Below are 13,761 nucleotides of genomic sequence, written 5' to 3' on the forward strand. Positions count from 1 at the left end.
GGAGCCCGAAACGCATCGCCCGTGGCCTTGAGCGCCCAATAGATGTCGGCGTGGCGGCTCAACAGAAAGAGGCCCGACGCCGCGCGATGCACCGGATCGTGCTCGCGCAACCGGCGCATGAACGGATACGGGTCGTGCATGCACGCTGGCGACGCTAGTTCAGCGAATGCGTCCCCGCATGTTGCCGTGGTTTCTTGCACGTCCATCCTGGTTACCTGTTGGCTGGCTGATCGGCGCGCGCCATGCGCGCCGGCAAATTGCGGAGAAGATCGCGATTCCCGGGGGCGTCCACCACATCACCAGAGCACCGGCAACTCCTCGAATCCGCCAGGATGATCTCCTTGCGCAACTTCAGTTCTTCAGGCGCCACGGTCAGACGGAGCGCGGAAAAGCGCTGGAATATCGAACCGAACACCGCCTTGAGCTCCAGCTTGACCAGCGCCAGCGCCGTGTCCGTCCCGAAGACCATCGCACTGCGATTGGTGATGATGCGTGAACAGAGCAAATCGCGTGCCGAAGTGAATTCGCAGGCCCAGCAGGCACTCCGTAGCGGCGCGTAGTGTCAGGTTTCTGGCGTTGAGTCTCAATACCGACAATCGGCGCAGCAAGTGCCGACAAAGGCCCGCTCTCGCACTGAATGTGCGGGGCAGCCCTTGCGCGACATTTCAAGCATCCGGATTGGCTGCAGCAGGTGTGGTTCGCCGGAAACCACTCCGATGTCAGCGGTAGCTATCCGGAAAACGAAGCCCGCCTCTTTGACATCTCGTTGGGTTGGATGGCGCATGCGGCCGAGAACTTTACCGACGGCAAGACGCCCGACGGCTTCGGCATCGAGGTCGACGATAGATTCCTGACGCTGGATCCGGATCCGCTTGGTCCGTAGCACGACGAGTGCGAACCCGGTCGCTTGCGGGGGCAAGTCAAGTGGACGGAAGGGTTCCGTCAAGTGCAGAGCTAGGCTGTCCTTCATCCGGCGGCACTTGAGCGCTTCGCCGCGAAGTGGGGCGTGCAGCAAATACTAGGAATAGGGTGCCTATACGTCAAACACCCTCATGGTCTAGCGCGCGCTGGCGCTACGCGCATTGTGTTCCTTGTAATGCCGATCATCTTTGGCGCGCTTGCAAGTTGGGAAATCTTAAAAGGCGACAACAAGTACGAATACTTCACGGCCACCACGGCGCTGGTCGCCGGCATCGTGCCGGCGGTTTACGCGGCGTTGAAGCTGGATGAGCATCTGCCGACGGCCGTGCGGCTAGCTGGTGAATACAAGAACCTGGAGACCTTTTCGGGGACCTCGCCGCAATAGGCCCTCACAAGCCATCCGACGTGTTCGAGGCCGAATACAAGGAAACCCGGACTCGATTAGAATGCCAAGAACGAGGCGTTTACTCCACCCGAGTGGTGCTTCAAGCGCGCGTCTTTCACCATCTGGTGGCGCCAATTCGCCGGCGAAGCCAGGATGCGCACTCATAACACAGCCCCCTGCGCTCCAGCATGGCTCGAGTGGGTCGCGGCGCGTTCATGACCAGGATCCGAGAGGAGAGAGCGAACGGATTCGGCTCGATCACCTCGATTGAGTCGATTTGCAACGCGCCGATGGCGACGCATGCTGCTTCCACGCAGGATGGTTCGGCTACGGCTCCTCAGGCAAATCAATCCAAATATCCGCGGGACCTTCCAGGAGCGTATCCTGATTGGGAACGTAGATGCTATCAAAGACCCTGAGGCCATGAGCCATTGCCGCACCAATGATTATGAAAGGGAGCTTGACCTGCTCCAGATCTTCGAAGCTATCAGCGTCTACGATCCGAACGAAATCGAGTTTAAACTGTCGGAATGTGATCAGAGATGCGGCTGATGCTATCAGATCCTTGATGCAGGACGTCCCTTTAGCGATCTCTTTCCTCAAATGGTTCAGTGCCATGAAGAGGCACGAAAGCTCATCGAGCTCAGAGCGGCTAAAGCGTCGTAGCCGCGACGAAATCGGGACTCCGTTCCTATATCTCACCGTCGGCACAAATCGTATTTCGCAGTCAAGAAGCAGGTCTGCGACGGCGCGCTTTACCAAGATCGCCTGACCGATATCTTTCAAGCCAAAATAGCTGCGAGTGGGGCGTGCATAGCAGATCCAGCGGATGGAACCGGTAACAGCTTCCTTCAAGTGTTCCTCGGGCCCGTCCAGACGCAGATCATAGTCGTCTTGCGTTAGAAACGTTCGATAGCCCGCCGGAAACATCTCGGCATCGCTGGACGAAAGCACGGCGGTTGCTCCCGCGCGTAGCGCAAGCCCAATGTCGTCGTCCAGATTGAACTCGTAGCTAACACCGGGTTCAAATTGGCTCTTGTTCGGGTAGACCGTGACGATTGCAACGTCATTCTCAATTGCCGCCCTTCTGATGAGTTCTGCATGGCCGCGGTGCAGAGCGCCCAAAGTGTGCACCGTGCCAATCGTCTGGCCTGTTCTCGCGACCTCCCGGAGGAAGGCCCTGCCTGCTGAAAGGGAATCTAGATGCATGTGACTTGATCCAGTTCTTCTGAACACAAGGACGGCCTTGTCCCATCGCTCAGACTACGGAAGACTTGGCCTGAGCGCCGCATCGACCGCGCACGGTCAGCTAACATCGACGAGAGTTTCATGTCTCACCTCACAAAGGGGCTCGGTCCCAATCGACCTAGTCTGCCTGACATTGTATTTCCCAGGTCTTCATTTCGCGCCCTCTGAAACAATCAGGTCGATCCAGCTCGACCACGTCTCATCAACGACGACAACTCAGCCAGATAGGTTTCCGGCTCGCGCGGCGGACCATCCTTCAGAGCGGTCTGTAGTCCCGGACATCTATCTGCAAAGAACGGCGGCTCGAATGTGGTTATCGTTGCGCCCGCAAAATCGACCTTTACGAAGCTTGCCTGAAAGGGGGATATTCCACTCAAGTTCGCGTCGCGCAAGGAAGATTGATTCATGCGAATGTATGCCAGGCGCGCAGCCTCGAGGTTACTGCCGGTCATTCCCGCAGCGAGATATGCCTGCACTAGATTGGATCCTTCGAGATTTGCGCGATCCAATGCCATTGATTGCGGGGGGTCACCGGTAAGTATCGACCTGTAGAGGTAAGCCTGAGATAGGTCTGCATTCTCAAGATCGCAGTCGCGCATAAACGCACAGCGGCCACGAAAGCCCACAAACTTGGCGGCTCGCATGGTGCTTTCTATTATCGAAATGCTTTCGCCTGATGCCCGGGACAGGTCCGCTCCATCGAGCTGGCAGGAACGAATAGATGCACCGTTCAACACGGCACCGACGAGGTTCGCGTCGGACAAGTTTACGGACAGGAGCCGTGCATCGGTCAATTCTGCCTGTTCAAGCTCCATCCTGGAAAGATTTGACAGATGCAGATCAGCAAATGGGGCGCTCAGTGCTCTCGCCGTAATCCGGCCGCTCACCTTTGAGAGTCTCAGATACGGAAGATGAGCGCCTTCCAGGACAAGGCCGTCGACCGACGTGGGACGCACGATCGATAAGCAGTCACCCTTTGACTGAAAAAAAGAGCAAGCCGCAAGATACGTCTTCGTGATCGTGACCTGGCTCAATTTGGCAAAGCGAAAAGAAGCGGAAGAAAGGAAGCACTCATTAATAGTCGAGCCTTGCAGTTCCGCCCCATCGAATACAGCGTAACTCGCGTCGCATTGATAGGCGAGAAGTCCACTGAGCATCGCGTTATCAAAACGCGTTCTTTTCATGCTGCAACCGTGAAACAGACTGCCGGTCGCATCAACTACATTGCGCAGACTGGCATCATCGAAGTTGCAGACTTGTGCTGCAATCGCGTGCATATACGCACAATCGAGCTTGGCGCCACGGAAGCTTGCTCTCTCTAGCCCGGGACAGATAAGGTTCGCCCCTGAAAGGTCTGCCCGATCTAACGTTGCTCCGTAGAGTTGCGCGCGATTGAGTGTGCAGCGCCGCAACGGGAAATCGGATAGGTCGAGACCACTGAAGTTCTCGGAGGATAGCTGCAGGCCAATCCCCGTTCTTCTGATAGCCTCCTCAGTTCGCCTCGCAACGGCCGCCACTGCGCGCGGCCGATCAGAAGCTCGGCTCCAGTATCGAACAAATTCTCCATCGGATGAAACGTTTTTTATCGGCCCGGCCCAGTTCTCTGATTCTTCATTTGCGCTGCACTCGATGTTAGCGTCGATCGTTTGCGACATGTCGACGATTCCATATTGCCCGGATTGCGAGTCGGCTTCTCGTTGTGAAGCTCTTGTCACTCGGCAAGTGCGGGTAAGCTTAAGCGATTGTCACACCGGGGGTCTGCCAAACCGCGAATCGATGGGTCGATGACGCAGCAATTGTGCGGCGGGCCTTCGCAGCCGCGGTGGTGCGCGCGTCGACAGAATGTACCATGGCCCCTCCACCACTGCTTGTTGCGATGATTCACCGGGCCCGCCAACGTCAACGACGCAAGCTCAACGACTATGCAAATATGCCCAAAGACGCGATTTGGCTTGATACGGCTCTCTCCCGGCAAATGCATCCGTCAACCGAATGCGCGAAGTTCTCGTTCTTGCTTCTTTCTCAAAATGAAGCCACGGCTTGGGGCCGAAAGTGATCGCTTATGTAGCGCCGTACTCGGAATTACCTGAGCAATGACCGTGCCACCCGATCAGCTGTAATAAGGGGCTGAATAAATGCGATGAAATCGAGATCATCGGATCGACGCCAAGTGTTTTGAACCCGACAAAAGCCGTCTCTTGTCGGGGATCGCACCAGGTTCGCAAGGATATCGAAAAACCAAGTTCCGAGCTCGCTCGCGAGACGCGCGATGGCCGAGAAGGGGCACATAGTCAAGGGATTCGGCACGTTCCAACCGTCGATTCGCGAACAGGGAGTGTACGAGCGCGACTGGCCAGCTCCGTGCGCCGGCCGACCCACCGCGTACCACACACTGTGCCGGCGGAGCGATGAACGAGCCCGCAATCGTGATCAAACTGGCGCGCAAAATGGTAATACTTCGGCGATCGAAGATCGGCTATTTATGATCCAGAAAGTCGAATTCGGCAGCATTCACGCGATGCCTCTTTCGAGAATCGTTGACGAACGACTTATCTCAGGACCGCGCACAAGACGGGGCATGGCGGCGATAAGGCTCCTAGTATATTCAGATAGTGGATTGAGAAATATCTCTTCAGTATCGCCACAGTCGACAATTCTCCCCTGGCGCATCACGATGACGCGATCGCTGATATGACGAACAACGCCGAGATCATGGGAGATGAAGAGATAACTTATGCCGAGGTGAGCCTTCAGATCGCCGAGCAAGTCCAGGACTTGGGCCTGGATCGAGACGTCTAGCGCCGAAACCGGCTCATCGCAGACGATCACGGCAGGATTTGGTGCAATCGCGCGGGCGATCGCGACGCGCTGGCGCTGACCGCCCGAGAGCTCGATCGGTCGCCGGTCGAGCAGGCTCTGGGATAATCCGACTAGATCGAGCAGCTCGATGACGCGCTCCTGACGCTTGGTCGACGTCTCGACGTTGCTCGAAAGGCTGTCGGATAAGATGCCGCCGACCGTCCAACGTGGATCAAACGAGCCAAGCGGATCCTGATAAATGATCGATATCGACCGTCGGCGAGCCCGCCGTTCACGTTCGGCAAGCTTGGTCCAAGCCTTTCCTTCAAACTGAACGGCGCCCTCGTCGGGTTCCTCGAGGGCCAGGACCATGCGCGCCATCGTGGACTTTCCCGACCCGGACTCACCCACGATGCCCAATGTCTCGCCGGATCGCAATTCGAAGGAGACACCGTCGACGGCCGCCCGTAAAGCGCCATCCGGGCCGCTGAACCGCTTCACGAGGCTTGTGGCTTCGAGCACGATGGGACGAGATCTCGGCAGCAATTGCACGGGTGGGTGCGTTCGTCCGCCAATGGTCGATGGTGAGAGGCGTGAGCCGCGCGGCCGGCCTGATGGCACGGCATCCAGCAGCTGACGAGTATAGGAATGTCGTGGATCTGCAAATATCTGAGCGGCGGTACCGCGTTCGACGACCTCGCCTTGACGCATAACGAGGACCTCATCCGCCACGCGGGAGACCACCGCCAGATCATGACTGATCAGGATCAGAGCTTTACCCCGGGTTTTGGTTTCCTCAAGCAGTGCCAGCACCTGAGCTTGCGCTGTCACGTCTAGAGCGGTGGTCGGCTCATCGGCGATGAGGACGCGTGGCTCGAGCGCAAGTGCTCCAGCGATGAGAGCCCGTTGGCGCTGACCGCCGGACAATTGATGCGGCAGTTGCTGAACCTTGATCTCGGGCTCAGGGATGCCGACGAGCTTGAGGAGAGCAATCACGCGCTGTGCGAGTTCCTGGCGTGATGATACGGCACCATGCAGGCGTAAGCCCTCGCCAATCTCTTTGCCGATCCGGCGAAGCGGGTCCAACGAAACGAGTGCATCCTGTAGTACGAAGCCAATCCCGCTGCCGCGAATGCGCCGCCAGCCACGATCGTTAAGGCCGATCAGGTCCGTCCCATCGAAGCTCAGTTGGCGTGCATGGACCCTGGCGTGGCGACCGGCTAGGCCTATGAGAGCCCGCGCGGTCACGCTCTTTCCTGAGCCGGACTCACCGACGATCGCGAGGCACCGCCCCGGTTGTAAGGAGAAAGATACATTGCGCACGACCACTTTCGTGGCGATGTCGCGCCCGAAGGAGACACGCAGCGAATCGACCGTGAGGAGGTCTGCCTGCTGCGAGACCGGCCTGGGAGGAGCCTGCAACATTCAAGCCTTTCCTTCCAGACGGTCCTGCAGGTGGCCTCCGACAATGGTGAGGCTAAGGGCAAAGATCGTCACGGCCAGTCCGGGTATGACCTCAAGCCACCAGGAATAGATCACATAGTTGCGCCCGGCATTGAGCAGCGCGCCCCATTCAGGGGCCGGGGGAGCAACGCCAAGACCTAGAAAGGCTAGCCCCGACGCCCAGATAATCGCCTGACCGACGCCGATTGTCATCATAGCTGTCAGGGGGTTCATCGTGTTCGGAAGAATATGCCTCCAGGCGATACGGGGAAACGGATGTCCGAGCGCCTTGGCTGCCTCCACGTACCCGGTACCCTTGATAGAAAGCATCTGGCCCCTGATCATGCGCGCATAGCCTGGCGCCGTGGCGATTCCGACGGCTATGACCTCAGTCAGCACCGACGGCCCAAAGACCGTGACGAACACCAGGGCGAGCAAGAGCGTGGGAATTGCGAAGAGCACGTCGAAAATCCGGGTGAGAATGCTGTCGACCACGCCAGCGAAAAGTGCGGCTGCGACGCCGAGAATGAGTGCAACGGATATGCTCAGCGCGGTCGCACCAAGTCCGATGGCAAGCGATTGGCCAGCCCCCTCCAGCACACGGGAGTAGAGATCCCGGCCCAATTGATCTGTACCCAACCAATGGACGGTCGAAGGCGACTGCAATGACGAGCTCAAATCGATAGCGAGTGGGTCGTGCGTCTGCAGCACCTTTGGCGCGATGGCCGCGAGGACAAAGAAGCCAATGATGGCAAGCGAGGCAGCAACCCGGAAGGGAACATTGCAGATGAATTCCAAGACTTCTCTGAGCGGCTGAGACACCGTGACTTCCGCGAACCTGCTCATGTCAGCTTCATCCTCGGATCGAGCATCCGGTAAGCTAGATCGACAATCACACTAAGAAGAACGAATAGGCCCGCCGAGATCAAAACAGCTCCCGAGACAATCGGAACGTCCCGCGAGGACGTCGCTGCGACGAGAACTCCACCCAGGCCTTGGCGGGCGAAAACGATCTCTATCAAGATCGCCCCCGACAGAAGCTTGCCAAGAGCCCAACCTGACAACGTAATGCCGGGCAATGCGGCATGACGCAGGACATGGTGAAGTCTGACGCCAAAATCACTCATACCTCGAGCTCGCGCGGACGTAACGAAGGGCTGCTCGAGCACGCGCGTGAACTCGTTCAGAACGACTTGTCCGAAAAAGCCCGACAGTTCGAGAGCCAGCGCAAGGGTTGGGAGAACTAGTCCCATGGCAGTACTTTCCCCAACAACGGGAAAGATCCGCAAGTTCACCGCAAAGACGACGAGCAGAATTGTAGCTAGCCAGTAAGGCGGTACGGTTGCCAGGAAGATTTGCGCGCCGCTGAGCAGCTTCGACCATATGTTGTCTCTGCCGGCGATCAACAGGGTGGCCAAGATGGCAATAGCCCATGCCGTCAGCAGCGCGGCGATCGCCAGAACAATAGTCGGACCAATCTGCTCTGCGATGATTCCTACGACGGGTCGATGCTGCTGGTATGATTCACCAAGATCTCCGTGCAGGATTCGCCATATGTAATTCGCATACTGAACCACGAGCGGTTGATCAAATCCATATTGCGCATTGACAGCTGCGAGCTCTGCCGGAGGCGCCGGCCCAACGTTACCACTCCGTACATTGATGATGATCTGCGCGCGATCGCCTGGCAGCAAACACTGCGTGAGGAACGCAAACGTTGCTGCAGCCCACACGACAACCACGCCGGAGAGTATGCGGCGCGCGAACCAAACAAGCGGATTTTGGGCTACGAGCTTCACGGCCTCATTTCCTTTCATCAAAATGAGCGTCATAGAAGACGGGCTCGCCCACCGACCCGTGGTCCAGCCATACGTCTTTCAGATTGGGGCTGGTGGCCAAAGTCACGTCCAGCACCGTGAAGCCAATCACAGGAGCCTCATCCACGATCTTCCATTCCGCCTGCTGATAAAGACCGGCACGTTCAGCGCTGCTAAAATCCTGCTCCGCCCTTTGGATCACCTCCCAAAGCGCCGAATCCTGGAAGCGCGACGGATTGAATCGATTGGGTTCACCATTCTGGTCCGGCTTCCATGAAATCCGGAAGATCTCGGCGCCGGGTGCAACCCAATAGAGCAGCACGATTTCATAATCGTCGGGGCCGAGATTTCGTCCGGCAAAGAAATCAGCGGGATTAGTGGGTTGAAGACGTACGTCAAAACCGGCCACCCTTGCCTGCTGCTGGATTACTTGCAAGGCTTGCTCGCCATCGGGCTTCAGAAAAGCGTTCGAATAGGAAATGCGCACCGTCAGTGAATTGCCGTTCTTGACACGGATGCCGTTACGGTTGCGCTCAGTCCAACCCGCCCGATCAAGCAGCTGATTGGCTTGCCGAATATCGTACGTATACGCCCGCCCGAGCTCGTGCAGGTATTCCGGCGAGCTTTGACTTAGCGCACCGTTGCCTTCAAATGGCAAAGAGCCAAGAAAGGATGTGTCAACCGCGGCCTTTCGATCAGTAGAATAAGCGAAAGCCTTGCGGACGAGCACGTCGTCAAAAGGAGGCCTGGCCGCATACAACGCAAGGCGTAGAGGAGTGCCGCCGGTAATATGCCGCAATATTCCAAAGCGGGAATTAGCGTCTTTCCATGCAATGGCCGGGATATCGTATATGGCATCGGTCTCGCCTGTGATCAGCGAGCCGTATCGGACAGTCTGATCTGGCAGAAACTTCCAGCTTATTCCGTCAACGTAAGCCGGGCCCTGGTGTTTCGCGGTGGCCGGCGCCGAATTGTAGTCAGGATTGCGGCGGAAGGTGACTTCCCGCCCATGGCGCCACTTGTCGACGATGAAAGGACCCGAGCCGACCGGATTCTCGCAATTCACCGCAAGTGCACGTTTGAGCGCGGATGGCGACAGAATGCCTTGTGAGGATTGGGCGAACACATTGAGCAAGGGCTGGAACGGCGTCTTCAAGGTTACCTGCAGCCTCTGAGGAGCGATTGCCTTTGCCGATTCGAAGCTGTCGCTAAGATAGGGAGCAGCAGTGGGATTGCGAAGATCGGGGTCATTGCTGAGCCACCCGTTGATATTGTCAGCGATGGCCTGCGCATCGAGAGCAGTCCCGTCCGTGAACTTCACATTCGGCTTTATCTCGAATGTGTACACCTTTTTGTCGTCGGAGATGGTCCAGGACTCGGCCAACCATGGCGCAATCTTGCCGTCGTCGCTGCGAGCAACCAGATTGTCGCTGTATTGGCGTTGCAGGTACCATTGCTGCACCCACCCGCCGAACAGGCAGGCAGGCTCTTGAAAATGCCCATAACGGATAACGCCTCCCCGCTTCACGGCTACCCCTTCTTGAGCACGAACGCTGGGTGCCCATTGAGACAGGCCTGAGAGCATGGCAAGGGTAACCGCCATCTTTCTTGCTAGATGGCTCGACTGGCCAGTGAAGCGCCTCGTGGGTCGCGCAGTCGGTAAAAGCATATCCAGGCTCCGGAGCATTGGTGTTGAGGAAATGTCACAGCGGTGAGCCAGCTGTGGCTCTTGCCGGCTCGAAAGGAATCGAAATCCCGAAATGCTCCCGCAGTGTCTGCCCCCGATATTCTCTGCGAAACAGTCCGCGCTTCTGCAGGATGGGCACCACATTGTCGACAAAGGCCGGAGTGCCATCCGTCAGCACGTCCGGAATGATATTGAAACCATCGACCGCACCGGCGCGGAACCATGCCTCAATCGAATCCGCGATCTGCTCGGGTGCGCCCACGATCAGGCGATGCCCAAACGCTTGAACGGCACTGATGATCTCGCGAACCGTCCGGCCTTGACGTGCGAGGACTTCAATCGTGCGATGGTGGCCGACAGAAAACGGAACCTTATCTGCATCGGGCAAAATCTCCTGCGGGATGGTCCTTTCGAGGCTAAGCTTCTCGACTGCCACGCCCATGCTTCGTGCAAGAGCGGCCACGGCGCGCTCTAGATCGAGCAACTCGTCCAGCTGCTCTTTGCGACGAGCCGCCTCTTCCTCGGTTCCGCCGATGCAGGTGACCAGGCCTGGCAGGATGAGCGGAGCCGCGGAGCGTCCGAATTGCCGAGAGAGCGCGCGCAGGCGCGCGGCCTCCTGCAGCGCCGTTGCCAAGTCCCCGGCTGCCGCAAACACGACATCTGCACTGCGGGCACCAAGCCGTAATCCGGGCTCCGAACCGCCTGCCTGAACGATGACGGGATGACCTTGCGACGAAGCGGGATGCGTAAGTGGACCTCGGATACCGAAGCTATTCGTAGCCGGGTCGAGTAGCCGGAATTGCCTTTGATCTGCGTAAACTCCCGCAGCCTGATCGGCGATGATCATCTCGTCGCCCCAGCTCAGCCAGAGAGCACGGACGGTTTCAACGAAGTCCTCGGCGCGTCTGTACCGATCCGCTCGTGCGATCTCATGACCGCCAAAGTTCGCAGCCGTCGCCGAGTTCGAGGTCGTGACGGCGTTCCAGGCGACGCGGCCGCCGCTGATGACATCGAGAGATTGAAAACGCCGGGCGAGATTGTATGGCTCATTGTAGGTTGTCGACGCGGTCGCGATCAGCCCAATCCGCTCCGTTTCGCGGGCAATCACAGAGAGAACCAACGTAGGCTCGAGCCCGTTCAGCGGCGGCTCGTGCGTAATGTCGGAACTTATCGCGGGCGTGTCGGCGAGGAATACGGCATCCAGCAGACCGTGCTCCGCAAGCTTCGCGGCCCGGACGTAGTGCTCGATATCGAAAAAGGCGCCTGGATCTGTGCCCGGCCAGCGCCACGCGGCAGAGTGCCCACCAGCGCCATGAAGATTCAAACCCAGGTGAAGCATGGAGTTGACCGAAGACATCACACCTCCGAATGCGACGGCCTCTGAGCCGCTCGCAGGGTTTTGTAAACAAGCCGATCTCCGCCTGCGATTTCGGCGGCCACCCAGCCCTTTCGCGCAGGGCCGCCCTGAATGCCCCCGAGCAACCTATTTGAGAGCGCTGATAATAGGGCGCCGATTGATGCCAGGCGGGTATCACCAAAGAGGCCTTGGCTAGGCCCTGCGATGTTCTCCGAGCCGGCGCGCCCCAGAAGACCTACGACCACGATAGTTGCCAAATGACGCCCAACTATGTGCAGCTCGTTTGCATTCCCGATTTGATTCCACACGAGTGCACTCACACCGGCTCTCCACTATTCATCAAAAGGCTCGCTTCGTTCTCAGGACGGTGCTGTCGACGCGCCCATTCGCGATCGTAACGCTTGGACCGACCGAGCGAGCTCAAGCTATTCGATCTCTAGAGGTCGAGAGCAGCCAAACGCAATAGTTGAGTATTTCAATCTTACATCCTCGGTTGGCATCCTCTTCTATTCGATGTCGATCTTCCCATCGCTAAACCAGACTGCTCTCTGGTCATGTTCACCGAAACGTCAATGCATGATTACCGCGACTTCAAGCGGCAACCGCCCGGCTCGCAGCTAATAAATCGATGCGTTCGACGACACATAAGACATTTGGCGCGACAGTTTTGATCAACCGCTTCTGCCGCGTTTGAAAGTTAAGGCCAGCCAATGAGGTGAAGCCGAGCCCATCATTCAATAATGCGATGAAATATTCCAAATTCTCGATTCCTCGGTGACACAATCCTGGCAGCTGAGATTGCTACTTGGTCACGCGCGCCCCGAAGGCCGCATTCCTTGGCGGGCTGGATCAGCTGCCTCAGGAATCAGCCTCAATCTGCACTCGGCCGACGCGGTGCTGAACCGGCGCAAACGCCGGTGGTGAGGTCGAAAGAAATTATGCAACACAGAGGCGTTGCAATTCAGCACGAAGCGTCGGCAGGCGAATGGCGCTACAGTTTGAGATGGGCGGCAAGACGTCCAGCGGCAAAGCCCGAACGAGATTGCAGCTTCGTGCAGTCCGTCGGGTCAACGATAGCATTAATCGCGAGCTGCATCGCCGTGCAGAAAGTCAGAGTTGATATTGCCGTGGATGCTTCTGTCGGCTGCGCGGCTCAATCTCTGCCGTCTTGGGATCAGGGATGCCAGTTAACCCGCATATCGAACTTGATGCGCACGCGCCGCACTGGGCGCAATTCGCGATTGGACATCGCCATCAGACAACGAGCGGTATTTCTCCCATTTTCGCCTCGGCTCCCGGCCGGGCGTCCACCCGTTCGCATCGCAGCATCCCCGCCGGCATGGTGGGACGAAGGGCACATGCAAATCGTTTACTTGGCGGACAAGCGGCCCTGACCGCGACGAAGCCGACGCCTTGCTGACGCTCAACAGGATAATGGAGGTGGACCTTCGGAGTCGCCGACGACAAAGACGGCGAGCAGGCGCTGGACGTCGTCGCGAACCTAATGGCGGCTGTAGAGACGTTCTGAAGCTGGCCGGCCGTGGCCAGTTTACCCAGTTCATCCTGATGGACGGCTCGAAGATGGATGCACGCCTCCGCGACCGAGTGGGTCTGCCACGAATTCCCGGCCGCGGGGATCCCCAATCCCGGTAGCTTCGTTGGCTTCGGCCTTCGATCAGGTATTTGCGAAGAAGGGCCGCGGCGGCTGCTTGATTGTCCTTGAACGACAGGGACTCACGAAATGCGTAGGGCCAAAACAATCTCACAAATCGCCGCGGTCACTGCCCGCCAAGGTATCGTTGCCTGGATCACCATAATGCTTTAATCCTTGGTGATGGCAGACGCATCGGAAAAATTTTGCCGAGCCAGTACACTGATGACCAGGTTCAGGCCCAGCGGGTCGGATATTATCTACTTCGTGTGAACGTAGAGAACGCGTTGCTTATCGGTGATCCTGTCGATTTCCTGGAGCCAGCGGTCGAAGTTATTCAACTCTACCTTGTGGGCCCACATACGCGTTGCGGCTTTCTCAGAGTCTGACTCAAAATTCATGACTTGACGTTGGCCGATCTGGCGATGCGGCGGACCAGTTGTCGAGTTGACG

11 protein-coding genes and 2 pseudogenes are annotated in these 13,761 nt (G+C 57.9%); 2 read left to right on the forward strand and 11 right to left on the reverse strand.

Features of this window, described 5'->3' with window-relative positions; translation table 11 throughout:
• Positions 1 to 206: pseudogene (locus QJT82_RS43600) on the reverse strand (cytochrome); the annotation flags it as partial.
• 90 nt (positions 207 to 296) lie between these two features.
• Positions 297 to 442 (reverse strand): annotated as a pseudogene (locus QJT82_RS43605) (cytochrome); the annotation flags it as partial.
• Positions 443 to 691: 249 nt separating this feature from the next.
• On the opposite strand from QJT82_RS43605, the gene QJT82_RS43610 reads away from it, so the two are divergent.
• Entirely contained in the window at positions 692 to 883 is a 192-nt protein-coding gene (locus tag QJT82_RS43610) for a DUF2235 domain-containing protein (protein WP_240537164.1), read from the forward strand.
• A gap of 213 nt (positions 884 to 1,096) precedes the next feature.
• Positions 1,097 to 1,306, forward strand: a complete 210-nt coding sequence (locus tag QJT82_RS43615) for a hypothetical protein (protein ID WP_016846356.1) — start codon at positions 1,097 to 1,099, stop codon at positions 1,304 to 1,306.
• Between the two features lie 327 nt (positions 1,307 to 1,633).
• On the opposite strand, the gene QJT82_RS43620 is transcribed toward QJT82_RS43615, so the two are convergent.
• The 9 genes from QJT82_RS43620 to QJT82_RS43660 all read right to left on the reverse strand — a co-directional run.
• Entirely contained in the window at positions 1,634 to 2,515 is an 882-nt protein-coding gene (locus tag QJT82_RS43620) for a pantoate--beta-alanine ligase (RefSeq protein ID WP_016846355.1), read from the reverse strand.
• A 212-nt stretch (positions 2,516 to 2,727) separates the two neighbouring features.
• The gene (locus QJT82_RS43625; protein ID WP_026192339.1) at positions 2,728 to 4,209 is read right to left on the reverse strand and encodes a pentapeptide repeat-containing protein; all 1,482 of its coding nucleotides are present in this window, start codon (positions 4,207 to 4,209) and stop codon (positions 2,728 to 2,730) included.
• A gap of 856 nt (positions 4,210 to 5,065) precedes the next feature.
• Positions 5,066 to 6,778 carry an ABC transporter ATP-binding protein gene (locus tag QJT82_RS43630; protein WP_018270008.1) on the reverse strand — a complete coding sequence of 571 codons (1,713 nt, stop codon included), beginning with the start codon at positions 6,776 to 6,778 and terminating at the stop codon, positions 5,066 to 5,068.
• Positions 6,779 to 7,642, reverse strand: a complete 864-nt coding sequence (locus tag QJT82_RS43635; RefSeq protein WP_016846349.1) for an ABC transporter permease — start codon at positions 7,640 to 7,642, stop codon at positions 6,779 to 6,781.
• Positions 7,639 to 8,628: an ABC transporter permease gene (locus QJT82_RS43640; RefSeq protein WP_100213639.1), complete on the reverse strand. Its 990-nt coding sequence runs from the start codon at positions 8,626 to 8,628 to the stop codon at positions 7,639 to 7,641. Before QJT82_RS43640 ends, QJT82_RS43635 begins: the two co-directional genes overlap by 4 nt.
• Positions 8,600 to 10,216 (reverse strand): ABC transporter substrate-binding protein, encoded by a 1,617-nt coding sequence (locus QJT82_RS43645; protein WP_259245104.1) that lies wholly within the window; start codon positions 10,214 to 10,216, stop codon positions 8,600 to 8,602. Before QJT82_RS43645 ends, QJT82_RS43640 begins: the two co-directional genes overlap by 29 nt.
• 100 nt (positions 10,217 to 10,316) lie before the next feature.
• Positions 10,317 to 11,657: an NtaA/DmoA family FMN-dependent monooxygenase gene (locus QJT82_RS43650; protein ID WP_016846346.1), complete on the reverse strand. Its 1,341-nt coding sequence runs from the start codon at positions 11,655 to 11,657 to the stop codon at positions 10,317 to 10,319.
• Between the two features lie 591 nt (positions 11,658 to 12,248).
• Positions 12,249 to 12,416, reverse strand: coding sequence for a hypothetical protein (locus QJT82_RS43655; RefSeq protein ID WP_155258783.1), 168 nt, complete (start codon positions 12,414 to 12,416; stop codon positions 12,249 to 12,251).
• 1,152 nt (positions 12,417 to 13,568) lie between these two features.
• On the reverse strand, positions 13,569 to 13,761 hold a 193-nt coding region (locus QJT82_RS43660), incomplete at its 5' end, for a hypothetical protein (protein WP_281446707.1).

It is taken from the genome of Bradyrhizobium sp. Mp19 (assembly GCF_029952935.1).
Classification (GTDB): Bacteria; Pseudomonadota; Alphaproteobacteria; order Rhizobiales; family Xanthobacteraceae; genus Bradyrhizobium; species Bradyrhizobium elkanii.